Source organism: Fulvivirga ligni (genome assembly GCF_021389935.1).
In the GTDB taxonomy this organism is placed as follows: domain Bacteria; phylum Bacteroidota; class Bacteroidia; order Cytophagales; family Cyclobacteriaceae; genus Fulvivirga; species Fulvivirga ligni.
Map to the genome: position 1 here is coordinate 1,937,143 of NZ_CP089979.1, position 24,100 is coordinate 1,961,242.

Sequence of the window (24,100 nt, forward strand, 5' to 3'; positions counted from 1 at the left end):
CTGTATTAGTTTTCTTTCTCTTGAGCTAGCTTTTGTAATTCCAGTAGTTCATCCCTAAGCTTGGCAGCCTCCATGAAATCAAGCTCTTTGGCTGCTTTTTCCATGTTTTTCTGAGTGGTGTTAATAAGCTTTTGAAGTTGATCTTTGCCCATATATTCTACCACCGGATCCGCGGCTACTGATGGAGCCTCATCACCACTGTAGTACTTCTTGCCAGACTTCTTCTTATCAGCTACGTTAGTTTGCTGTAGAATGGAATCTTTTGATCTGAGAATGGTGGTTGGTGTTATTCCATGCTCTTCATTGTACTCCATTTGAATACTACGTCTTCTATTGGTTTCATCAATGGCCGTTTGCATTGATGGGGTAGTTTTATCAGCGTACATGATTACCATTCCGTTAGCATTTCTCGCAGCTCTCCCAATAGTCTGGATTAAAGATCTCTGATTTCTCAAGAAACCTTCTTTGTCAGCATCCAGAATGGCTACCAGAGATACCTCAGGGAGGTCTAGTCCTTCTCTTAAGAGGTTAACTCCTACCAGCACGTCGAAAATTCCTAGTCGGAGCTCGCGAAGGATCTCAACGCGATCTAATGTATCCACCTCGCTATGTATGTAACGACACTTTACACCTGCTCGTTCCAAAAACTTGGTCAATTCCTCTGCCATTCGCTTGGTTAAGGTGGTAACAAGCACACGCTCCTCTTTCTTTATTCTTTCATCCACTTCTTCAAGCAGGTCATCAATTTGATTAAGGCTAGGCCTTACATCAATTTTCGGATCTAATAGTCCCGTAGGTCTAATAATCTGCTCTACCACCACTCCCTCTGATTTTCTCAGTTCATACTCGGCGGGTGTAGCGCTAACATATACCACCTGATTGAGCATGGCTTCAAATTCATTGAAGGTAAGGGGTCTGTTGTCTAATGCAGCTGGTAGCCTGAAACCAAAGTCCACCAGATTTACTTTTCTGGCTCTGTCTCCACCCCACATAGCTCTTACCTGAGGAATGGTAACGTGACTCTCATCAATGAACATTAAATAATCATCAGGGAAATAATCCAAGAGACAGAAAGGTCTGGCGCCAGGTATTCTTCTATCGAAGTATCGAGAGTAATTTTCTATTCCAGAACAGTAGCCTAGCTCCCGCATCATTTCCATGTCGAACTCAGTACGTTCCTTCAGTCTTTTTGCTTCAAGGTGCCTTTGTTCTACTTCGAAATGATTAATCTGAGCCACTAAATCATCTTGTATTTCATGGATTGCCTGATGTAAAGAATCTTTACCAGTTACAAATAAGTTTGCGGGGAAAATGGTAATTATCTTTTCATCAGAAAGAGTTTTACCGCTGAATGGATCAACTCTTTGAATAGACTCAATTTCATCGCCCCAAAACATGATACGGTAAGCAAAATCTCCATAGGCAACGAATATATCAACCGTATCACCTTTAACTCGGAAATTACCTCTTTTAAACTCTCCTTCAGATCTGCTGTAAAGTATGTCTACCAGCGCGAACAGGAGCTTGTTCCTAGGGATGGTTTCCCCAACTTTTAGCTTAACGATATTCCTTCCAAACTCCTCAGGGTTACCAATACCGTAGATGCATGAAACCGAGGCCACTACAATGATGTCTCTTCTACCTGTAAGTAGAGAAGAGGTGGAACTCAATCTTAATTTTTCAATTTCTTCATTAATGGAAAGGTCCTTTTCAATATAAAGATTGGAAGATGGAATAAATGCTTCTGGTTGATAATAGTCGTAATAGGATATGAAGTATTCAACAGCATTTTCAGGGAAGAACCTTTTAAATTCACCATACAGCTGGGCAGCCAGAGTTTTGTTATGGCAAAGCACCAGAGTGGGTCTGTTTGCTTTAGCTATTACATTGGCCATGGTAAATGTTTTACCTGTTCCGGTTGCTCCCAAAAGGGTTTGAAAGCTCTCTCCATTTTCTATACTGGCCGATAATTCTTCTATGGCTCTTGGCTGATCACCTGTAGGTTCGTACTCGCTGGATATATTAAACTGCATAAGCTATTGGTTCTATTCAAATCTAAAGAACTAATATCTTATAATACGGGATGGGTGGAAAATGTTGTAGATGAAGGCATACTTAATTCCTGTAAAAAATAAATCCGATGAATGGAGGGGCATGCATCGGATTTTAGTTCTAATGGAGAGGTAACTTACTAGTTATAAGCTACCTCTTTGCTCTTTAGCCATTGTTCCGCATCATATACTGAATGAAACGTGGTAACAACGTCTGAATCTGGCTTGGCCTTTTGCGCAGATAGTTCTGCGAAAATGTTAGGAGAAAACACCCATGCAAAGTGCTTTAATCCTGCACTCTCCATTCTGGGAAACCAATTTTTAGCAGTCCACTCGGCTGCGTCTTGCCATGGGCCTGATACGCTGGTGTTGTCATTAAGGACTTTAGCGCACCGTTTACTCTTCAGTAGCTCGAGGATTTTCTCCCCGCTGTTCATGATTTTTTCCTTGTTTTGAAAGCCAAGCCATACACAATAGAGTATTTGTTCATCCTTGTCGTAGCTTACTTCCAAATTTGATTGTTTTAATAAAATTTCCCTATCCATTTCCTTCAAGTTTTAAACATTATTAGAATTACTAAGATTGAAATTTTTCATATGAAAAAAGAATCAATTTTTGGTATTAAACCATCTCTATAAAAAAATAATAAAATTTCTTCGATCTGTCGTTATAAACATCTTGTTAATGTCTTTTAACTGGTTGCAACGCTTTAAATGTTGTAATTGATATAATTTTTATTGATTTATTTCACTGAGCTTTTAAAAACTTAGCCGTTATTCTTTTATTTTGATTATTCCTTACATCGCTCCCATACAACATAAAAGACAATGTCACCATTTTCTGTAGGAATAGGAGGAGTGTAGATAATGAGCTGATTGTCTTCAATTTTGGCATACCTTTTTTCAACATTTCCTTCCCAATTAGGAAAGAGTCCGCCTTCAACAATGTGGGTCATAGTGCCTTCATCATCTTGATAATATTTGCCGTAATAGGCAAAATAGCTTTTAAAAGCAGATTCGATCTCTTCAGGCGTACCTTCATACATTCCATCCGTTTTAAATTTGGTTCTCGAATTTTTCATGATGTGAACACTCATATAGCCCGCGTTATCATAGATTAAAATGCCTTGCGGATTACGACCAAAGTAATCTACTCTATTGCCATCTTCATCCTGATAATACCATGAAACAAGCTTCCATGTACCTACTATCTTTTTAGTTAGATTATTTACTGTTGTTTCCATTATTTATTGATTAAAATGGTTTTGTCTATCTCTGAATTGATTAAATGAGTAATGAATTCACGGTCATTCCTTAAATAGTGATGTCCACCTTTTCGTTGAATTAATTTGAATGTAGTGGTGGTTTCATTCTTCCAATTTTCAATCTGTCCGTGTGATACGGTATTATCATCGACACCATGTATTGCGATAATGGGCAGATCAAATGGTGGCTGAAATTCATATTTAAAGCTATCAATCAGGGCAAGGTCATTTCTAAGAAGAGTAATCAGTACTTTTCTTAGTTCAGGATCAGGTGTGTTTTCAGGTTTCAAATGAGGGAAGGAATCCATGAGTTGCTGGTTGTCTAACCTTGGGTCCAGGTGCGCGCGCTCATAAGAGGCCAACTGTGGGGTACTGCTAATAAAGAGCTGCTGAGGCTGACGTAAATTATTTGTTCTGATGAGCCTTAATAGTTCAAAAGCAATTAATCCACCCATGCTATGACCAAATAGGAAGTATGGTTTATCCAGATGATTTTTGAGATCTTTTAAAATTTTATTGGTAGCAAATTTTATGTCTTGAAAAGGCTTTGCCGATAGCTGTTTACCTCTACCGGGTAATTCCAATATTATAAGCTCAATATCGGCATCTAACATAGTTTCCCACATGTCATATAGAGAAGAACTGCCACCGGCATCATGAAAACAAATCATCCTGAAACTAGCCTCTGGATTTGGTTTTGGAATGACAAGACTTTGAACAACCTTACCGTTTCTTTTGGGAGTGGTTAGTAAATCACCTTCTTCGCTATTCACCAGCCTTCCCATTAGAAATGAGGAATATTCCCCAATGGTGGGGTACTCCCAAATATTGGTCACTGATAATTTAAGTGATAAATCTTTTTCCAGCTTGTTTCTTAACTGAACTGCCATTATAGAATCTATTCCCAGGTTTTTAAATCGCATCTCGGAGTTGAGCTTTCCTGGTGTGCTTTTGATGATTTTAGCGGTAAGTAATTTAACATGGTTTTCTAATGCCAATTGCTTCTCCTCTTTGTTCGGTAATAATTCCAACGTTTGAAGTAAACTTTGATTCTCATTGGATTTTTCTTCTTTAAGTAAGAGGTTTCCAAAGTAGTTGCTGGCACCTAGTGAAGGGAAAAAGTCTGCTGTTTGATCAGGGCTAATTTTGAATATCCCAATATTTACAGGTTGCTGAAAGATTATATGATCTAGTGCATCTACTGCCTCTTTCATGGTAGTAGGAATGAAACCCTCAGCTTTAGCATATTTAGCCATTTCTTCGGCATTAGCCACCATACCTGCATCTGTCATGACGCCCCAGTTTACTGCCGTGGCTGTAAGGCCCAGAGAATGACGGTACTGTGCTAGCGAATCTAAGAATGCATTAGCGGCTACATAACTACCTTGTCCGCTGAGGCCAATCATTGAGGAGGCAGATGAGAAAAGGAGAAATGTATCTAAATCATATTCTTTGGATAAAAGGTGGAGGTTCCAGCCACCTTTTACTTTCGGTGCTAAAATATTAGAATAGTTGTCCGAAGTTAATTCATTGATTGGTGTAGCTTGTATAAGACCAGCAGCGTGAATTATTCCTTTTAAATTGATGCTAAATTCTTGATCTTCAAAAACTTGCTTCAGTCCAAAGTAATCAGAAACGTCGCATGGTATGATTTCAAATGATGCGCCACCTTTCTGAAACTCCTGTATTTTACTGCTTGTGTATTCATCTGTATTTCCACTTCTGCTGAGTAGAATGAAATTTCTTGCCCCCTTGGCAAACATCCACTCCACCAGTCTAAATGCAATGCCGTTATAGCCAGTGACCAGGTAGCTGCCTACAGGTGAGAAAGTCTTATTTTGAATGCCGAAAATGTCTGGTTTTACCTTGTTTAATCTGGAGACATAAACATCCTTATTTCTTATGGCAATCTCTTTTTCTTTACTTAACCTGCTTGATAGTAATTGCGTGAAGATTTCCAATTCCGAATTATTAGGTAGATAACTCAGGTCTATTTGCAAAGTTTCATACTGAGGAAGTTCATTGGCAATAACCCTTGCTAACCCATTTAATGGCCCATGTTCAATATTAATCATGGTGTTTTCAATAGGTTTACTTCCATTAGTTACTACGTTAAGTTTTGGATAGCGCTTCAGTTTTAATGCATTTATAGCTTGCATTACATTAACTAGATAATACGCGGAAGCGGTTTTGAGTTGAAGCTTGTCATGATGTAGCTCCTTGGTAAAGAAGAAAATGACATCGTCTTGAGAGTTTAGATTAATCTCCCTTAACGTCTGCTGTACTGACGCAAGGTCATCATAATTGGTCTTGTAGATTTTAACGTTTTCTGAATTCGGGCTCTCTAGTTTATTTATTAAAACTGATACGGTATGACCTTGCTTGCTTAGTTTGCTAACTAGCTGTTGAACAGCGATATAAGAATTGCTAATCAGAAGGTAGTTTTTCAAACCAGCAGAGGCTGATTTCTTATTAATTTCTGTTTTAAGCCACTGCACCTGATGAAACCATTCATTGTCAGCCTGATGGTAATCTGACACTGACATAATTTTTGCTCCAACCTGTTCTACTTTTAAAAGTGGATTACCTTGTTCATCATAAATGACTAAATCTGCCAGCAAGTCAGTGAAGTGCTCATTTTCCTGTTTGGCTTTAATTTTTATATTCACCTGTAGGTCTGAGTTCTTAGGAATATTGCCGAAGACTTCCAATCTACCTACTCTGGTTAAATAGGTGGTTCGGTAATTACTATCTTCTCCATTTAACGCAGGGACAAAAAGTGCCTGAAAACAACTGTCTAATACAGCAGGATGAAAGTGATATTTGTTTATGTTCCCTGAGATTTTGGAGTCAATCTTTACATTGGCCTTAATGTCATTTTGATCTATAGTTAGTTGTGAGATACCTTGAAAGTACGGTCCATAATTGAGCCCGATACTTTCCAGTTGCTTGTAGTAGTCTTCACCTGAAATGATATCTCCGGCTAGAGTTTTAAATGGACTCACATTGTAAGAATGAACTTCGTCCTTAAAGTGATATTCTCCTTCAGCGGTTAGTAGCCATTTATCCTGGTTTTGCTGATAAAATTTAAATCCAGACAGCCCATCATCTTCTTCATGTAGTTTCAATTGCACCTTTATGGACTCATTATCTTCGAAAGTGATAGCTTTTTTGAATGATAAATTAACTATTTCACAATGTTGGGATCCTGAGAGTTCGTTTAATGCGGCCAATATCATTTCTACATATGCAGTTCCTGGCAGTACAGTAATGTTATTTACTTGGTGATCTTTTATATAAGGAAACTGATTTAAATTAATGTGCGCTTCCCAAAAATGTATTTCAGGAAGGTTGGCCAATTTTATTTCTCTACCAATCCATGGGTGTCCAGATTTGTTTTTATCGAGAGATAGCCGTTCATTGAGCTTGTACTCTTCCCTTTGGAATGGATAGGAGGGAAGGAATGTATGGTAGGTATTAACATTTTTATAAAACTGATTCCAATTGATACTAACGCCGTTTTCATATAATGTAGATACGTTATCATACAGTTCGCATAATTCTTCTTTGTCTCTGTGTAAGGTGCTTGTAACAACGGCTTTACAGTTGTTGGCATCCAAACATTCGTTAATAGAAGTGATTAATACAGGGTGAGGACTTACCTCAATGAATACCTTATGTCCATCTTCGACAAGCTTATCCATTACAGCGGCAAATTGAACCCCATGCCTTAGGTTATCTACCCAATATTCACTTGTCAAATCTTCACCTTCTACTATTTGATTTCTTACGGTAGAATAAAGAGTAATGTCTTGATGTTTGGGATTGAGTTGGAGGCTATTACCAAGCTCTTCTTTAATTGGATCCATTTGTTTAGAATGCGATGCCACATCTACTTTTACTCTTCTGGTGAAACGCCCCTGCTTATCTAGTTCTGCAATAATTTCTTCAATCGCTTGTTCAGCTCCCGCTAATACTGTTGATTTTGGACTATTATTTACTGCAATAGATAATTCTGGATATCTCTTAACCACCCTTTCTGCTTGCTCAAGTGTTAATTCTGTAACAGCCATGGCACCGCCTTTGCCACTCATAGTTTTCATTAACTTACTTCTGTTGCATATGATCTGGGCGGCTTCATTAATAGAAATACTGCCTGAGATATAGGCAGCAGCTACTTCACCCATGCTATGCCCGACTACGGAGTCTGGTTTTAAACCGATTGACATCCATAATTTTCCTAGTGCAATTTGAACTGCGGAAAGCATAGGTTGTATCACATCAATCTCATCAAGCCTGGATTCTCCTTCTGCTGCATGAAGTTGATCTATCAGAGACCAGTCTGTATACTTATTCCATTCTTTATCGCAAGCAATAATGGTTTCTTTAAAAACGGGCTCGTATTGAAATAGAGCTTTACCCATTCCTATCCATTGAGAGCCTTGTCCGGGAAAGATAAAAACAACTTTATCATTGACGGCATGTAGAGGCGTAGAAGCAGTCCATTCTTTGTGATCGCTGAGAAAGGAGCTTATTGACTCTATCATATTCTCCTTGCTATTGGCTTTGAAAAGTTTTCTGAACTCAAATGATGATTTCGTAGTTGCGGCCAGTTTACAGGCATTTTCAAACTGATGTGCTACTCCGTTAATTTGAGTACGATAGTAATGGAGATAATTATATATTGATTGAAACAAAGCCCCTTCAGATTTGGCAGATAACGGTAATAAGTAGCAGCCGTGCTGATGATCTCCAATATTAACATTGCATTCTTTTGGTACGTACTCTTCGAGAATGGTGTGAGCATTTGTTCCTCCCCAGCCGAAAGAATTCACGCCAGCTCGTAGGGGTTCACCGGGCTTGGCAGGCCAATCACTGAGTGAATCCTGCACTTTTAATTTTAAATTTTCAAAGTCGATGTCAGGGTTGGGTGTTTTAAAGTGCAAGTTTTTAGGCAGCTTTCTTTTATTCATGGCTAGCACCACTTTAATAAGCCCTGCAATGCCAGCTGCCCCTTCCAAATGACCTATATTTGTTTTGACCGAACCCACATGCAGCGGCCTGGTCCGGTTAGTGCTGAAGAACTGACCTAGTGCTCTACTTTCTGTAGGATCACCCAGTTTAGTGCCGGTGCCATGGGCTTCCACATAATGTACGTCAGCTGGTGCAATGTCAGACCTTTCATAAGCAGATTGTAAAACGTCCAATTGTCCATTAGTACTGGTGGCAGGTAGGTTTACATTGAAGCCATTGTTATTCATGGCACTACCTTTAATAAGTGCGAAGATTTTATCTCCATCTCTTTCAGCGTCTTCTAAGCGCTTTAGAAGAATTATACCACCACCTTCACCACGCACAAAACCATCAGCAGCTATATCAAAAGTACTACAGCTACCCTTAGCGGAAAGTCCTCCAAATTTGGAGAGCAATATGTTTTGATCCGGATCAAGTGTGTGATTTACGCCACCTACCAGACCGTAGCTGGTGCTTCCGTCCCAGAGACTTTGGCAGGCTAAATGAAGTGCCACTAAAGAAGAGGAGCAACCTGTATCTACCACTAAACTAGGGCCGGAAAAGCCATAGAAGTAAGAGATGCGATTGGCTATAATATTAGCCGACTGCCCCATGGCGGAATGAGAAGTGACTACTGCATTCTTATGTTTCCTCAGGTGCTCAAAATCACTCCATATATTGCCTACATAAACACCCACTTTTTTACCAGCTATCTGCTGATATGGAATGTTGCCACTTTCGAGACATTCCCAGGTGAGTTCCATCATAAGCTTTTGTGATGGAGTCATTTCAGCGGCTTCTGCAGGAGATATATTAAAGAAGAAAGGGTCAAATTTGTCAATGTTATCAAGCATGGCTGCATGTCGCTGATGAGTTTTGTCGGCCGCACTTTTATCGGCATCGTAATATTCATCGATGTCCCATCTGCTGGCAGGAATTTTCTCAACGGCATCAATACCGTTCTCCAACATTTTCCAGAATTCCTGTAAATTTTCAGCCTTAGGGAAACGACATGAAAGTCCAACTATAGCAATAGGGTTGATTTTGTTTTCAGCATTCTTATTAGTTTCTAACATTGTTATAAATGGTTAGTTTTTAGCTTCTTGCATCTATGAAATTAAGAGGAAGGCCACTAATAATCGCTGTTATGTATAGCTAGAGTCTACTTAAGTAATAAATAAGTATTTTTAGTTGGAATAGTATTGAAATAATAATTATATAAATATTTTATAATCAGATAGTTGAATATGTCTATTCTAACGAATGGTTGGGGTGATGATAGGAGATATACCCATGTAAGTAGTAATGTTTTGAGAATGAATAGGGGGTATTAGTCTGTATATCTGATGATTATAAGACTGTGGCGGTTACCAGTGAAATTAAGAATTCCAGATCTCCCAGGACTTTTCTGCCTGAAGATGAAGCATTTCGAGACCGTTTTTAACTTGGCAATTTTGAGCCTTACCTAAACTCAAAAATTTCGTTTCTGTAGGATTATATACCAAATCGTATAAAAAGTGATCAGAGGTTAAATGCGCATAGGGTAACTCTGGCATACTTTCTGTATTGGGAGCCATTCCTAGTGGAGTTGTGTTGATAATTAGTGGGTACTCAAGTATGAGTTCGGGTGAATCAACAAAGTTGTTATACGTAAGCGAAGCTTTTTGGTTGTCTCTTGAAACATATTTAAACTCTATGTTTAAAGCTCCTAAAGCTGCGGCTACAGCCTTACTAGCTCCGCCTGTGCCTAACACCAGGGCTTTGTTGTTTTTTGTTGGCTTATACCAGTTTTCTAAAGAAGATTTAAAACCGAAGAAGTCCGAATTATAGCCTGTCAGTTTGTTGTTTTTTATTTTAACAACATTGAAAGCACCAATCTCTTTAGCATTCTCCTCCATGCTATCAAGGTATGGGATGATTTCTTCTTTATAGGGAATGGTGATATTAAAACCTTGAAGTTCTGGATTGGCCTTTATCAGATCAACTATTTGACTAATGTTTTCTAAAGGAAATAAATCGTAGGAGTAGTCAGTTAGACCTAGATCCATAAACTTTTTAGAAAAATAGTCTTTTGAGAAAGAGTGAGACAGCTTCTTTCCGATAAGGCCATACTTTTTCATTACTGAGTAGGTTTTATCTTGTAGTTAGCCACCTTTTCTATTCCTACTACCAGAAGAATTCCTATTGCAAGGAAAAGAATGGCTGTAAAGAGCTGAGGATCAGTCTTAAAGTGCTCGGTGTACTCATTGGGCATAACGTTCTTGGCTGCAGCTACCACTTGCTCTCCGTGTCTATCAACTCTAAAAGCTGTTGGTATCTTCCATGGCCATACTTTATTTAGCGAGCCCAACATAAAGCCAGCAAGTAATGCTATAGTAAGGTCATGAAATTTCTTGAACAGATAAGATACTACCCTAACGAAAGAAAGTAGACCTGTAACACAACCAGCCATAAAAACCAGAATAGTCACTACATCTAAATTACTTAGCGCTTTGAAAATATATTCGTACTTGCCTAAAACCAAAAGTATGAACGAACCCGAGATACCTGGTAGAATCATAGCACAAATGGCAATGGCTCCTGACAGAAATATAAACCAAAGGTCAGTGGGCGTTTCAGAAGTAGTAGCAGAAGTAATTAAATAGGCAATGGCAATACCGGCTAGCAAAGTTATTACTACGCCTACATTCCATTTTTTAATAGGTCTTAAAACTAGAATAGCCGAGATTATAATCAGCCCAAAGAAAAATGACCACACAGGTATTGGATGCTCATCTAATAGATATAAAATGAGCTTAGAAAGCGTTAGGAGACTCACTGCTATGCCTAGAAATAGTGGAAGCAGGAAGTTGCCGTTTATCTTTCTCCAAAATTCTGGAAGTTTAAATGAAATTAGAAGCTTAAATGCTTCCAAGTCAACCGCCTTAATAGAGTCAAGAAGTTCTTCGTAGATTCCTGTGATAAAAGCGATGGTACCTCCAGAAACTCCTGGAACTACATCAGCACCGCCCATACCAATTCCTTTTAAGAATATGAGCAGGTGCTCTTTAAATTTACCCATGTGGTAGTGATTGTTTAAAGGTTGTTCTGTAAAGAAAGAAAATGATTGAATGTATCTCCCCTCAACCCTAAACGAATAGTCTCTAATGGTATTATTTCATTGGGTGCAATATTGCCCAGGTTTACATTAGAACCTAATAATTTGATGAACCATACTTGCTGCGCCTTTTGTGGTGCCTCCCAAATGATTTTCTCAAATGGAATTTTGGTCAAGATCTCTTGAACCAAGCCTGATCTTACTTCACCTGTAGATCTGAAAAGTCCTACGTTTCCGCTTTCCCTAGCTTCACCGATTACTTTCCATGCTCCTGCATCTAATTCTGCCTGCATGAGTTTGATCCACTGATAAGGAGGAATAATTTTTTCCTCATCTTTAGATCCTACTTCAGAAAGTACAGTTACCTGCTCGGAAAGTTTGCTGATATAGTCACACTTTTTATCGTGATCCAGTTCAATTGAACCATCAGACACCTCAGCGTACTGAAGATCATACTTATCAAGTACCTTTCTATAATCGTCAAACTGATTTCTAATAATAAAAGCTTCGAAAAGCGTTCCTCCAAAATATACAGGAATACCAGCGTCGTGGTACACTTTTATCTTTTCTTTAAGATTTGGAGTAACGAAGGATGTAGCCCATCCAAATTTTACAATGTCAACGTAATCACCGCAGATACTAATAAAATCTTCTACTTCTCTAATACTAAGACCTTTGTCCATAGCCATAGTAAAACCATACTGCCTGGGCTTTACTGTGCGCTCAGGAACGTTATTCAAAGTATAATTCATTATGAATTTTCTTTTCTAAATTGATTAATGATTTTATACAATGCTTTTTGAGTCTCAAGCTGTGGAAAAAACTCAAGGAGAACCTCATGCATATCAAAGTCCAAAATTAAGGCATTTTCAAGATAATTAAATGCTTCTTTATATTTTCCTGCACTAATAAGATATGCGGTTAGCCTGTAAAAATATTCAGGATCATCAGGGATTTCCTCTAAACCGGATAAAATCAGCTCTATTGCCTTATCATATTCACCTTGTTCAAAGTAAATATATGACCAGTCCATCCATATTTCTTTGTCTTCAGGGGCTAGCATACTAGCCTCTTCATAAGCATCTATGCTGGACACAATATTTCCAATATTACACTCCGTTTGAGCTACAGCTTTCCAATACTCTGCATTTTCGTGGTCAAGTTTCAGTGCTTTATTGTAGAAATGCAAGGATTGATACCATTTTTGTTGCTGAAACAAGCATTTACCCGCACCATACCAGGCTTCATCATAAAGATTATCCAATTTTGCAGCCTTTTGGTAATATTTTAGTCCAAGTTCATACTGTTCCATGTTTTCGTAAACAATGGCAATCTGACAATAAACTTCTGGACTAGGTCCTTCAATGTCAAGAGTTTTCGTGTACGCATCAAGTGATTTAGAAAACAGTTCCATTTGAAGGTAAGTGTTCCCCATGTTAAAGTATGCGGAGGAAAAATTATCTTCAATCACTACGGCAAATTCATAAGCTTCAATGGCTTTTTCAAATTCACCTATTTTATTATACACTATACCTAAATTATACCACGCAGCCTGTGAATACGGGTCTGCATCTATAAACTTTTTGTAATAAGTGATGCTGCTTTCTAGTTCTCCACAAAGGTCTAAACAATAAGCTAGTTCGTACAAAGCTCCATCATGAAGAATATTTTCTTCAATAGCCTGCTTATAAAGCTCAATAGCCTTTTGATAATCTTCTTTGCTTTGATAGGCCAGCCCGATACTGTAGAATAATTCGTCTTTATCTTCAGTATAAGGTAGCGCCTTATAATATACTTCAATGGCACCATCATAATCCGCTCTTAGGGATAAGATTGATCCCTGCAGAAAGTAAATTTCTGAATCGTTGGGTTGAAAAGATTCAGCCTTGCTTAGCAGTTCTAGTGCCTCATTATATTGCTCAAGATTAGATAAAATTTGTGCCTTAGTTACCAGAAGCTCGGTGGAGAAAGGATATTGATCTGAAGCCATATTCACAGCTTTCAGAGCTTTCCTATATTGCCCTCTGTCTATGTAGAGACCAACTATTTGTTCAAAGCTGTCTAACTCGAAGAAGTAGTTAGCCTTGTTTTTTATATGATCTTCGAACCTTTTTAGAAGTTCGTTTTCTTCTTTTTTCTTGAAATTCTCAGCCATTCAGTCCCTCTAATAGTTTAAACAATTTAAAGAAATTAATCTTATTTTTAATAAGGTTAATAGTGAATTTTAATTTGTTTCTTGTTCTAAATAATACTTACAGGTCCAGTCTATAGTATCTTCAATTGGTGTAAATGTATAGCCTAGTTCATTCTTAACCTTAGCATTATCAAAGTAAATTTTATTTTTACTTACTCTTGCTGTTTCTTTTGTGATAATTGGCTCTTTATCAGTGAATAATGATTTAACTTTTTGTGATGCCAATGCAAACCTTGTAAGCCACTTGCCAGCTTCGATGTGAGGTGCTTTTTTGTTTAGTTTGGTCGCAACTTGCTCGAAAAACTCTTTATAGCTTAAAGTACCACCATTAAGGATAAATCTACTATTGGTTAAACGCTTATTCAACATTAATATTATAACCTTTACAACATCTCGAAGGTCTACATAGTTTAAAAGTCCTTTGGTATAGAACGGCTTTTCGTCCCATACATATTTAATAAGCTTAGAGCTACTTTTTTCCCAGTCTCCTGGCCCTATAATTAATGATGGATTAAGAACTACTGCATTCAATCCTTCGGCCATGCCACGCCATACTTCTAGTTCTGATAGATGCTTTGATTCGGCATAAGCTGTGGTTTTAACTTCATTTTGCCACTTTTCCGTTTCATTAATGGTGCCTTCAGCTTTGTTTCTACCTATGGCAGCAACAGAGCTGATGTGGATGAAGTAATCTATCTGGTGAGTAATGGCAAGATTAACTAAGTTGGCTGTGCCTTCTACATTAACGTTAAACAGCCTTTCTTTTTGGGAAGGATCATAAGAAACTATTGCAGCGCAATGTATAATGACGCTACATTCTTTGATAATGCTTTCAATATCCTCTACATGCCTGATATCTCCATATCTTAGATCTATCTGATCTTTGATGTCTTTCAATAGGCTTAAGTCACTATTTTCCCTTATCAGACCAATAAATGGTTGGTTGCTTTGTAATAGCGTTCTACAGACATAGCTACCCAACAATCCATTTGCACCTGTTACCAATATCATTATAGGCTATCGTTTAGTAAGGGCAAATCTAAGGCCTTTTTATAATATTTCTCTTGTCTGGATTTTTTCATTACGCCAAAGTGACGAATATTATGGCAATCACTTCCGATCAAATGGACCTGTTTTGCATCGATCAGCTTCTCCGCAGTTTTTTTAATTCTTTTAGAGTAATACCCTGATAGCGAGTTTATATTTAGCTGCATTAATACGCCTCTATTGATCAGGTCTTCAACCTTACTAAGGTCTTCTTGTAGATAGACATATCTTTCTGGATGGGCTAAAATAGGGTTTAAGCCTTTGGATTTTGCTTCGAAGATGAACTCTTTCATATACAGCGGCTCTGTCATAAAAGAGGTTTCGAAAAGAAAATAGTTGTCACCGAAAGTCAACAGTTCTTTTGGTTTTTCTGCTACGATATTAATAAGCTGTTCATCCAAATAATATTCCGCACTGGCCTTTACCTCTACGTCTATATTTTGCTCTTTTAATAATTGCTTCAGTTGCTCTAATTTGTGAAGGATATCTTCTGACGAGTTATTATAAAAGTCATGCATTACATGAGGTGTGGTAATTATCTTACTGTAACCAAGACTTTTAAGGCCATTGATGATCTCTAGGCTTTCTTCAAAACTTTCAACACCGTCATCTAACCCGGGAAGCAGGTGAGAGTGTAGATCGCAATTGACAGCTTTTACTGGGGCACTATTTTTTTTAGAGAATATTTTAAACACCTCTTACAAAAGCGTATCGTATTTTATTAATTAGTCCTTTGGGCTTTTCTTCATAGTAGCCATAGCCATAGCTTTTAGCACCTACAATAGAGGCTGCATTAAGTATAACTGCGAGGTTTTTAAAATTATTAACCTCTCTTAATTTATTTAATGTGTTGAGGAATATCTTTTTCGAATAATTAGATCTTACTATGTATAAGGCCAAATCTGCCTTTTTCATCGCCAGCACACCATCAGTGACCAGACCTACCGGAGGAGTATCCAAAATGATAATATCATAGATTTTCTTCAAGTCCTCTAAAAGTTGATCAAATTCACCGTTTAACAAAAGTTCTGAAGGGTTAGGCGGAGTAGGACCTGCAGAAATGAAATCAAGGTTTTCTATCTCAGTCTTTTGGATACATTCTTCAAGTGTATGCCTTTGAATGAGTATTGTACTAACACCCTTAGGTGATTCCGGAGTGCTAAAAGCGGTGTGAACACGAGGTTTACGCATGTCAAGGTCAAGCACCACCACCTTCTTCTTTGAAAGCGCAATTATACCACTCAGGTTAACTGAAATGAAGGTCTTTCCTTCTCCACTTATGGTGGAGGTGATGGAGATAATCTTCTTTTTATCGTTGGGAATAATAAATTCAATATTAGTTCGAATGGTCCTAAGGGCCTCACTTACAGCAGATTTCGGTCTTCTATTGATGGTTAATTGAGTCTCAGATATTCTTTCCTGGCTCTTAGGAACACTACCTAAAATAGGTGCGGAGGTAAGTTTTTCAAGTTCAGCTATGCCATTAATTTTATTGTGAAGTAAATATCTGCCACCGACAAATAATAAACTTAATATAAGGCCTGCTACCATGCCAATACCCTGAATGATTACTTTATTAGGTGATATTGGCATCCAAGGTGTAGTTGCTGGAGATAGAATTTTGAAATCGGTAGTTGTTCCTGCCTGAGCAATTTGAAACTGTGCCTTGCTTTGCATTAATGAAAGATAGAACTCTTCATACAAGCTAAAGAATCTTTGATTTTTCTTGTACTCCGTACTCTTGCCTGGTAATCTCACGAAACTTGCCTCAAGTTCATTTTTTCGTTTATTTAGACTCACTCTGTCTTTGAAATAGCCCTCTTGTAGCGTATTAATTTGTTGTTTTAGCTCTGCCGTTGCCTGGTCTATTTCCTTATCTAGTCTCTTAACCGCAAAAGTGTTTTCGCTGTAGGACAGATTTACTTTTTTTCTGAGTTTAATATTTTCCTGAAGCTCTTTGAGTGATTGAGTGACGTAATCTGGAAGATAGTACAGATTGGCACTTATTATATCATCTTCAGATCCTAGACTTGATAATAGATTTTCGGCGGCTTGTATTTTTTTAGAGACATGATACCTCTGAGAATCAATTTCATTAATGGCTGTTACTGTTTTTCTTAGGTCTTCATCAAGGTTATTAGTTCTATTCTGAATGGTAAAGTTTTCAAAGAAGTCCTCGTATCCTTCAAGTTGTGCCTCAATCTCTTTTAACTCCTGATTTAACCAGTTGATCTTCTGACTATTCTCAAGGTTTTTTTCTTGTTCCGTATAATTTAAATACAGCGTATCAATGGCGTTTACTAGATCCCTGGCCTTATATGGGTTGTAATCTCTAAAGGCAACTTTAATAGTGTTAGCATTGAAATTCAAAGGCTCGACGGTCAGGTGACTCGCTATATATGCAATCTGAGCTTCTTCGCTATTAAGGGTGAAAAAGAAGTTCTTATCACCATTGGGCTCGTAATTTTTGGTTAAGTAAACTGTGAATTCTATTTGACTAGTAACAACCTTTTCCCCAAACCTGTATTCTACAGCATTATCATTGTCTTCAGAGCCACTGAAGTTGATATTATATACTTTATCATTTAAGATGGTGATGTAGATTCTTCTGTCGTAAAGACTAGGATTTAATAGTTTGTAACTAACTATAAAGGGAGAGGTTTTAAACTTTTCGTCCACCAAAACATTACCAGCTGTATAATAGCTGATGTTCAGATCAACGGCATCAATTACCTTATTAAAGAAAAGTCTTGATTTAAGAAGCTCTATTTCCCCTGAAATCATATTGATATTAGGAGATTCATTAATTCCAGCTATACCGAGTTCTGATGCTTCTGACTTTACATCTATTTTTAACTCTGATTGAGATTCGAAAAGTGGCTTGGTCCACCGGACATATAGATAGGCTATGCTATTAGTTAAAAGAAAAATGAGGATAACCCAGATAATACTTTTCTTGAAAACAGCATAAACTTTTTCAAAATCGATTGTTTCTATGGTTTTTCCCTGCTTTTCCAATTAATTCAAACTAATAATTATCACCACCAATGAGACAACGCTGCTGAGCATACTGACTACAGGGCCATTATCCCTTATGAATTCAGAAAAAGGCTTTTTCACAGGCTCTACATATATGATGTCACCATTTTGTACTGTCATGTTATCGGTAAGGTATCCATTGAGCGTGGAAAAATCAATCATGTACATTTCTTCCCCTCTTAACAAACGAATATTGTTCACTTTATTAGTGCTTTCCATATTAGATGAAAGAGCTAAAACCTCTGTCACTTTCATGTTTTCATTCTCAAGAGGAATAACCTGTCCACCGCCACTGGCTCCTAGTAAAACTACTCGTTTATTTAAGTATCTTAATTTAACGAAGGGCTCTTCATAAAACTCCTTAAACTTCTCTTCTAGAATATCTTCTGCATCAGAAATGGAATGGCCCTCTAGTTTAATTAAGCCTACCATTGGGAAGTCAACAAAACCATCAATATTAACTAGATATTGATTTTTTTCTTCTGAAGTAGTTTGAGTAGTATTAGAGATTTCTTTGAGATGATTTTCAGGATCTATAAGCTGCTCCCCGTTATGAGTGTAAACTTCTATGGATAAATAGTCATTTTTCTCAATAAGGTAGTTGCTTTCAGCTGATCTGACCTCTTCAGAAATTTTTAAACTCCTGTTGCTTTCATTCTTAAACATGATCGTGTTTTTATACGAGCCACATGAACATAGCAACAATATGGAGCACAGGTAAAATAAATTTTTCAATTTTAACCTATCAATTTAGTTTAAAAAATTACGTTCAAACTCTTCTAAGGTAGGTAGCTCTAAATCTTTATCAGAAATAATAGGGTTAGAAACACCCCAGTCTATATTTAAGGTTTTATCATCAAACCTAATTCCACCTTCAGAGTTCTTGTGGTATAAATTACTGCATTTATATTGAAAAATACTATCTTCTAGAGCGGCAAATCCATGAGCAAACCCTTCAGGAATAAGGACGGCATTATTTTTAACTGCGTCTAACTCAAAGTAATATACCTGTTTAAAAGTTTCAGAGTCGGGTCTTAAGTCTACCGCTACATCTAGAACCCTACCTGAAGTAACTCGCACTAGTTTGGCCTGAGCATATGGAGCGAATTGTAAGTGTAAACCTCTCACAACACCCTTTTTCGAAAACGACTGGTTGTCCTGAACGAAATCGTAATTAATTCCTTTTTCCGTGAGCCTTTCCTGATTAAAAGATTCAAAGAAGAAACCTCTGTCATCTTCAAAAATATTTGGGGTTAATTCATAAAGCCCTCTTACACCTGTCTCTTTTACGTTCATTGAGTTGATAGTTATTCTATAGAAAATACTAAGATAACACTAGTAAGAGACAAATACAGATTATTGATTAAATTCTGCTATAGTTTTGATGTATGAGTCAATAACCAGAACTTCATTGAATTCCTCTTCCACCTTTTTACGACCATTGAGGCCAAAGTTTTTGATATCTGAATCTGGCAAAAGGCACATGTTATTCATTTTTAGAGCCAGATCTTCTGAACTCTTTAATTCACAGAGATAACCATTGAAGTTATTGGTAACTACATTGTTGCAACCTGGTACATCGGTAGCAATAATCGGTTTTGCAGAGCTAGCAGCCTCCAGTAATGTTCTTGGAGTGCCCTCTCGGTATGACGGCAGAACTATACAATCTGCATTTTCTATGAAATTTCTTACATCACTTGTGGTGCCTAAATACTCAATTACGTTGCTGTTAATCCAGTCGTTAATAAGATCTTCTTGAATACCTCTCTTATGTTCTGGGTCTTTTGCTCCGAGAATTTGGAACCTGGCATTGATGCCACTTTCCTTTAATTTCTTCACTGCATCAATGTATTCAATGACACCTTTATCATATATAAGTCTGGATATTAAAAGGAAGGTGAATGGGTTATTTCGCTTAAAGGCCATAGGAGGGAAATGATTCAAATCAATTCCTGATCCAGGTATCACTTCGCAGAGTTCCTCTTTGATAAGTTTTTCCTTTATAAAAAGGTCATTGTCATGATGGTTTTGGAAGAAGACTTTCTTTGGAAATTTAAATGCAACTTTATACATTAAAAGTGCTATAGTGGAGACGATGCCTTTTTGCAAAAACACTGTTCCTAGCCCACATACATTATTTATGCAAGGAATTTTTAATGAAGCTGCCGCTAATGTACCGTAAATATTGGGTTTAATAGTGAAATGAAGAATGATGTCTGGCTGTACCTTTTTATAGATAGATCTAAGCTCAAAAAATAGAGCCATATCTTTTATAGGATTTGCGCCTCTGCTATCCATCTTTACAGGATGAAATTCGCAATTACTCTCCTTTATTTTTTGCGTATAATCGTCTGCCGGGGCGATAACGTGTATAGCATGATTCTCATTTTGTAAAGCCTTTATCAGGCTCATTCTGAAATTATATACATTCCAGGATGTATTAAGTACAATCGCAACCTTCATTCCACCAACTAGTAATTCTTTTCTATGCTGAACAAGCAATGATATCGTTATTTTTTAACTTTGTAAACAATATAAGCCTGTTTCTGGCTATATATTTTTTTTGACATAAAAGTAACCAATTCTTACATGACAGCAAGAACTTGTAATGTTCATATAAGTTACACATTCTGGCTAACATTATAAATTAAATTATCGTTAATAAATTTAATTGGTAAGAATTAAGGAGAGAGAAATTATATGGATAAATGTGTATTAGTAACGGTAGCTGATAAAGGCGCTGACGATAATGTTATTAATGAGCATCTGGACGAGCTGGCATTTCTAGCATCTACTGCTCATATAGAAACCGAAAAGATTTTTATTCAGAAACTTGAAAAGCCTGATATAAGAAGTTTTGTAGGTAAAGGTAAGCTCGAAGAGATTAAGCAGTATATGATTAGCCGAGATATAGAAATTATCATTTTTGATGATGACTTATCTCCAAGTCAACTTCGAAATCTTGAGCGTGAACTGAAGTGTAAAATATACGATAGAAGTTTACTTATCTTGGATATCTTTCTTGAGCGTGCCCAAACTGCCCAAGCCAAAACTCAGGTGGAGCTAGCCAGATACCAGTATCTTATGCCAAGGCTTACAAGAATGTGGACTCACTTGGAGAGACAAAGAGGTGGGACAGGAACTCGTGGTGGAGCAGGAGAGAAGGAAATTGAGACTGATAGAAGAAATATTCGAAACCAGATCACTGTTTTACAGAAAAAGCTGGAGAAGATAGAGAAGCAAAATGCAGTACAACGTAAATCTAGAACTGGCATAGTGAGAATGGCACTGGTTGGATATACTAACGTAGGTAAGTCTACGCTGATGACCATGCTGTCTAAAAGTGACGTTAAAGCAGAGGATAAGCTTTTTGCTACGGTTGATTCTACGGTGAGGAAGGTTGTTTTTGAGAATATTCCATTTCTGCTTTCAGATACGGTAGGATTTATTAGAAAGCTACCTCACCACTTAATAGAGTCTTTTAAATCTACGTTAGCGGAGGTGAAGGAAGCTGATGTGCTTATTCATGTTGTAGATATTTCGCATCCGGCCTATGAGGATCATATTAGGGTAGTAAAAGAAACACTTAAGGAATTAGATGCGGTGGATAAACCGACTATATACGTTTTTAATAAAATTGACCTTTTAGAAGAGGAGGAAATGGAAGACCTTCAAGATAGAAGAATAGCAAATATTGAAACGGATGATAAAAGGGTATTTGTTTCGGCGGCTAGTAAAATTAATATAGATGAATTAAGGCAAGCTATATTGGAGGCTGCAAAGATTAGACATTATCAGATATACCCTAACTCACTGAGTGATGTAACCTGGTAAATCTTAAAGTCTCATAATTTCTCTAACAGCCTTTAATTGAGTGATAACTTTTTCATGTTGGTTAACTACATCGTTTAAGTTATCAAGTATTTCCTCAGCAAGCTCTCTTAGATTCATGAATGCCTCAGGTTCACTACCTGAGTCAAATTCACTTTGAATTTCGTTGAGAGCTTTCTTATATAATAGGATGTCTTTTATAGAGGTGACGTAGCTCGCTTCAGAATTATTCTGTTTTTCGTATAATTCGTCTACGTTTACCTCTAAGATGCTGGCGAGTACGTTAAGTACATCCATATCAGGAGCCGTCTTCCCGTTTTCCCAAGAAGAGATGGTTCCTTGTCTGAATTTCTTACCTATCCTTTTATACACTTCATTACGCAAGTCATGTTGGGTTAATCCCTTCTTTTTGCGAAAAAAAGCTATTTTATTTCCTGTTGTTATCAATGTTATAACAATGTATTAGAATAACGAGTAGCGCAAATTTCTAAAAATAAACTTTTTAGAATCTTAAATATAGTAAAAAAATATGTTGTTCTGTTTTTGATACAATTTAAAAATAGAAATACGGCTACAGAAAAAATTTTACGAAAAAATACGTTTATGTTTTGAGTAATACGTATAAAAACTTACATTTGGTTGAATAAAAATTCTATATATCGTTTATTTGAAATATATCTAATCTAAAAACCGTATATTTTATCAACTAAACCTTATATACAACGTTATGATATCAATTGAGAACTATCCGCGTTTAGAATTTTTCATTCACTCATCAGCAGAAGAGCTGATAGATAAGTCGTATAGACATGTTGAGAAGTTGCCTATTTGTTGGGTTGCGCACGAGGAAATGGAGCTTGAGTATGGAAAAGCTTTAAGTGAGCATGGTGTAGAGATAGAGATGAATGAAGGTCAGCTTTTATATAAAGATAAACTAAGCGATACTGTAGTAGCTAGAATACTATTTAGTAAGAAGCTTGTAGAGATGGATTTACGAATAACCGCATAAAGGTTATTTGAAAAATATTTAAGATACCCACCTGGGTTTAGGTTGAACGTCATCACGAGGAGGTAAAACGTTATCTCCTCCGATGACATTTTTTGTTTATACCCCTTCCGAACTTGATACCCGTAAATTATTTTTTCTTTCCCGGTCCTTTAATATTCTGAAAAGTAATTTTAAACAGCATATAAAGTAAAAATATCCATGGAGCTCCGTGTAAAAATAAATCGAAGTAATCCATAGGTTTCATGCCTATACCTCCACCAAATACTCATTTTAATTTCCCCCAAATATGAGGTTCGGGTGCAAATGGTGCTAATCCAAGTGAAAGTGATGCTAATAATGCCAAGAAAAGCTAGGATTTAGTCCCTTACTCACATTCATAAGTTGAAAATTTTACGTGTATAAAATATATGTTAAAGTACATGTGTGTAGAAGTGTTCATTATTTCTAATTTATAGTATGCAATGGTTGCTTCAAAGCAGTGAATTGTAATGAATATCAATTCCTTTACAGATATACTTACTAATCATAAAAAGGGTTCGTGATAAATATTACACAGTATGAGACATATAGAATGCGCCTATATAAAATAAGATAGAGCTTAAAAGGCGGTAATTCATTGGGTGAAATGTAGCTTTTTTATACCTTTGATCCTTTCGAATTGTCAGACATCAGAGCAAATCATACTTTTCTTTTGCTCCAATACAAGGCCCCGTAGTTCAATGGATAGAATAAGAGTTTCCTAAACTCCAGATACAGGTTCGATTCCTGTCGGGGCTACTACATAAACAAAAGGCCACCTAGATTATTCCAGGTGGCCTTTTGTTTTAATAAACGAATTTCTTATAAAGTATTGTAGTGATTAAAAATTTGAATTAAATCTTCTTCTTTTCTGGTGTTTAACTTATTTGCAGAAATAAAATTTTTCATTTGTGAAGATTTGTTGCCAAACAGACTCAATGTTTCTTTTTTTGAAGGCTTGAATTCTATTAAAGAAGAATTCTCTGAATTACGATAAAAATAGCTTTCCTTTTGAACGTATTTATCAGGAGTGGCTTGAATAATTCCATTAGAAGCCTTTCCTGGCTGTATTGAAATATTGAAGCCCTTCAAGAGATCAATTCCTGATTCTGACTCTACCAATACTTGAAATGCTTCTTTTTTATTGTTGTATATTATCTTTTCGAATTTTTTAAGTCCAAGCGTGAATTGATGCACTATGAGAGTAGGTTGTGGGGTTAGTTCTTTACCATTCTCTTTAAATGTCAATATCTGTCGAGCTATGTGATAATTTAATTGGTCAACACTAATTTCTAAGCCAGTACTGGTGATTATTTTTCCTGGGAGCCATTCCTTGTTAATATATGGGCTTCCTTCCATGTCAGTATCACCATCATTAAAAAGACGATATTCAATGCTTGCGCCAGCATTATTGTCTCCTCTTGTTGTTAAATACGTCTGTGCGTAAGAGATGTTAATCCATAGGGCAAATAGGGGTAGAGTTAAAAGCTTCCTCATAGTCATAAATTTACGTTTCCTCAATGGTATAAAAAAAACA

Annotated in this window: 18 protein-coding genes and 1 tRNA gene; 3 read left to right on the plus strand and 16 right to left on the minus strand. The window is 36.9% G+C overall.

Annotated elements, in window-relative coordinates:
• Positions 1–5: 5 nt before the first annotated feature.
• The 14 genes from uvrB to LVD16_RS08725 all read right to left on the minus strand — a co-directional run bounded on the left by uvrB (position 6) and on the right by LVD16_RS08725 (position 20,168).
• Positions 6–2,033: an excinuclease ABC subunit UvrB gene (uvrB, locus tag LVD16_RS08660; protein WP_233773534.1), complete on the minus strand. Its 2,028-nt coding sequence runs from the start codon at positions 2,031–2,033 to the stop codon at positions 6–8.
• A gap of 158 nt (positions 2,034–2,191) precedes the next feature.
• Positions 2,192–2,596, minus strand: a complete 405-nt coding sequence (locus LVD16_RS08665) for a hypothetical protein (RefSeq protein WP_233773535.1) — start codon at positions 2,594–2,596, stop codon at positions 2,192–2,194.
• Between the two features lie 245 nt (positions 2,597–2,841).
• On the minus strand, positions 2,842–3,294 hold the full coding sequence (locus LVD16_RS08670; protein ID WP_233773536.1) for a lipocalin-like domain-containing protein: 453 nt from the start codon (positions 3,292–3,294) through the stop codon (positions 2,842–2,844).
• Positions 3,294–9,404 carry a type I polyketide synthase gene (locus LVD16_RS08675; protein ID WP_233773537.1) on the minus strand — a complete coding sequence of 2,037 codons (6,111 nt, stop codon included), beginning with the start codon at positions 9,402–9,404 and terminating at the stop codon, positions 3,294–3,296. The genes LVD16_RS08670 and LVD16_RS08675 overlap by 1 nt, the downstream gene beginning before the upstream one ends.
• Before the next feature lie 303 nt (positions 9,405–9,707).
• Complete coding sequence (locus LVD16_RS08680; RefSeq protein ID WP_233773538.1) at positions 9,708–10,448, minus strand: shikimate dehydrogenase family protein; 741 nt, start codon at positions 10,446–10,448, stop codon at positions 9,708–9,710.
• Positions 10,448–11,389, minus strand: coding sequence for a DUF368 domain-containing protein (locus tag LVD16_RS08685; protein ID WP_233773539.1), 942 nt, complete (start codon positions 11,387–11,389; stop codon positions 10,448–10,450). Before LVD16_RS08685 ends, LVD16_RS08680 begins: the two co-directional genes overlap by 1 nt.
• Positions 11,390–11,403: 14 nt before the next feature.
• Complete coding sequence (locus tag LVD16_RS08690) at positions 11,404–12,177, minus strand: phosphosulfolactate synthase (protein ID WP_233773540.1); 774 nt, start codon at positions 12,175–12,177, stop codon at positions 11,404–11,406.
• Positions 12,177–13,580 carry a tetratricopeptide repeat protein gene (locus LVD16_RS08695; RefSeq protein ID WP_233773541.1) on the minus strand — a complete coding sequence of 468 codons (1,404 nt, stop codon included), beginning with the start codon at positions 13,578–13,580 and terminating at the stop codon, positions 12,177–12,179. The genes LVD16_RS08690 and LVD16_RS08695 overlap by 1 nt, the downstream gene beginning before the upstream one ends.
• Positions 13,581–13,649: 69 nt before the next feature.
• Positions 13,650–14,630 carry an NAD-dependent epimerase/dehydratase family protein gene (locus tag LVD16_RS08700; RefSeq protein ID WP_233773542.1) on the minus strand — a complete coding sequence of 327 codons (981 nt, stop codon included), beginning with the start codon at positions 14,628–14,630 and terminating at the stop codon, positions 13,650–13,652.
• The gene (locus LVD16_RS08705) at positions 14,630–15,361 is read right to left on the minus strand and encodes a tyrosine-protein phosphatase (RefSeq protein WP_233773543.1); all 732 of its coding nucleotides are present in this window, start codon (positions 15,359–15,361) and stop codon (positions 14,630–14,632) included. Before LVD16_RS08705 ends, LVD16_RS08700 begins: the two co-directional genes overlap by 1 nt.
• Complete coding sequence (locus tag LVD16_RS08710; RefSeq protein ID WP_233773544.1) at positions 15,354–17,684, minus strand: GumC family protein; 2,331 nt, start codon at positions 17,682–17,684, stop codon at positions 15,354–15,356. Before LVD16_RS08710 ends, LVD16_RS08705 begins: the two co-directional genes overlap by 8 nt.
• A complete protein-coding gene (locus tag LVD16_RS08715) occupies positions 17,685–18,371 on the minus strand; it encodes a polysaccharide biosynthesis/export family protein (protein ID WP_233773545.1) in 687 nt (228 codons plus the stop codon).
• An 84-nt stretch (positions 18,372–18,455) separates the two neighbouring features.
• Complete coding sequence (rfbC, locus tag LVD16_RS08720) at positions 18,456–19,001, minus strand: dTDP-4-dehydrorhamnose 3,5-epimerase (protein ID WP_233773546.1); 546 nt, start codon at positions 18,999–19,001, stop codon at positions 18,456–18,458.
• A gap of 60 nt (positions 19,002–19,061) precedes the next feature.
• Positions 19,062–20,168 carry a glycosyltransferase family 4 protein gene (locus tag LVD16_RS08725; protein ID WP_233773547.1) on the minus strand — a complete coding sequence of 369 codons (1,107 nt, stop codon included), beginning with the start codon at positions 20,166–20,168 and terminating at the stop codon, positions 19,062–19,064.
• A 237-nt stretch (positions 20,169–20,405) separates the two neighbouring features.
• On the opposite strand from LVD16_RS08725, the gene hflX reads away from it, so the two are divergent.
• Positions 20,406–21,539, plus strand: a complete 1,134-nt coding sequence (hflX, locus tag LVD16_RS08730; protein ID WP_233773548.1) for a GTPase HflX — start codon at positions 20,406–20,408, stop codon at positions 21,537–21,539.
• Between the two features lie 3 nt (positions 21,540–21,542).
• On the opposite strand, the gene LVD16_RS08735 is transcribed toward hflX, so the two are convergent.
• Positions 21,543–21,983: a helix-turn-helix domain-containing protein gene (locus tag LVD16_RS08735; protein WP_255697886.1), complete on the minus strand. Its 441-nt coding sequence runs from the start codon at positions 21,981–21,983 to the stop codon at positions 21,543–21,545.
• Between the two features lie 280 nt (positions 21,984–22,263).
• On the opposite strand from LVD16_RS08735, the gene LVD16_RS08740 reads away from it, so the two are divergent.
• Positions 22,264–22,545, plus strand: a complete 282-nt coding sequence (locus LVD16_RS08740) for a hypothetical protein (RefSeq protein ID WP_233773550.1) — start codon at positions 22,264–22,266, stop codon at positions 22,543–22,545.
• Between the two features lie 705 nt (positions 22,546–23,250).
• Positions 23,251–23,322 (plus strand) — tRNA-Arg (locus tag LVD16_RS08750).
• Positions 23,323–23,385: 63 nt separating this feature from the next.
• Here the strand turns inward: LVD16_RS08750 and LVD16_RS08755 are convergent.
• Positions 23,386–24,060 (minus strand): hypothetical protein, encoded by a 675-nt coding sequence (locus LVD16_RS08755; protein ID WP_233773551.1) that lies wholly within the window; start codon positions 24,058–24,060, stop codon positions 23,386–23,388.
• Positions 24,061–24,100 lie beyond the last annotated feature (40 nt).

What these genes read in the sequence shown, in the direction of transcription:
- uvrB (WP_233773534.1), bottom strand. Translation starts at nt 2,033, where the DNA reads ATGCAGTTTAATATATCCAGCGAGTACGAACCTACAGGTGATCAGCCA.
- LVD16_RS08665 (WP_233773535.1), bottom strand. Translation starts at nt 2,596, where the DNA reads ATGGATAGGGAAATTTTATTAAAACAATCAAATTTGGAAGTAAGCTAC.
- LVD16_RS08670 (WP_233773536.1), bottom strand. Translation starts at nt 3,294, where the DNA reads ATGGAAACAACAGTAAATAATCTAACTAAAAAGATAGTAGGTACATGG.
- LVD16_RS08675 (WP_233773537.1), bottom strand. Translation starts at nt 9,404, where the DNA reads ATGTTAGAAACTAATAAGAATGCTGAAAACAAAATCAACCCTATTGCT.
- LVD16_RS08680 (WP_233773538.1), bottom strand. Translation starts at nt 10,448, where the DNA reads ATGAAAAAGTATGGCCTTATCGGAAAGAAGCTGTCTCACTCTTTCTCA.
- LVD16_RS08685 (WP_233773539.1), bottom strand. Translation starts at nt 11,389, where the DNA reads ATGGGTAAATTTAAAGAGCACCTGCTCATATTCTTAAAAGGAATTGGT.
- LVD16_RS08690 (WP_233773540.1), bottom strand. Translation starts at nt 12,177, where the DNA reads ATGAATTATACTTTGAATAACGTTCCTGAGCGCACAGTAAAGCCCAGG.
- LVD16_RS08695 (WP_233773541.1), bottom strand. Translation starts at nt 13,580, where the DNA reads ATGGCTGAGAATTTCAAGAAAAAAGAAGAAAACGAACTTCTAAAAAGG.
- LVD16_RS08700 (WP_233773542.1), bottom strand. Translation starts at nt 14,630, where the DNA reads ATGATATTGGTAACAGGTGCAAATGGATTGTTGGGTAGCTATGTCTGT.
- LVD16_RS08715 (WP_233773545.1), bottom strand. Translation starts at nt 18,371, where the DNA reads ATGTTTAAGAATGAAAGCAACAGGAGTTTAAAAATTTCTGAAGAGGTC.
- rfbC (WP_233773546.1), bottom strand. Translation starts at nt 19,001, where the DNA reads ATGAACGTAAAAGAGACAGGTGTAAGAGGGCTTTATGAATTAACCCCA.
- LVD16_RS08725 (WP_233773547.1), bottom strand. Translation starts at nt 20,168, where the DNA reads ATGAAGGTTGCGATTGTACTTAATACATCCTGGAATGTATATAATTTC.
- hflX (WP_233773548.1), top strand. Translation starts at nt 20,406, where the DNA reads ATGGATAAATGTGTATTAGTAACGGTAGCTGATAAAGGCGCTGACGAT.
- LVD16_RS08740 (WP_233773550.1), top strand. Translation starts at nt 22,264, where the DNA reads ATGATATCAATTGAGAACTATCCGCGTTTAGAATTTTTCATTCACTCA.
- LVD16_RS08755 (WP_233773551.1), bottom strand. Translation starts at nt 24,060, where the DNA reads ATGAGGAAGCTTTTAACTCTACCCCTATTTGCCCTATGGATTAACATC.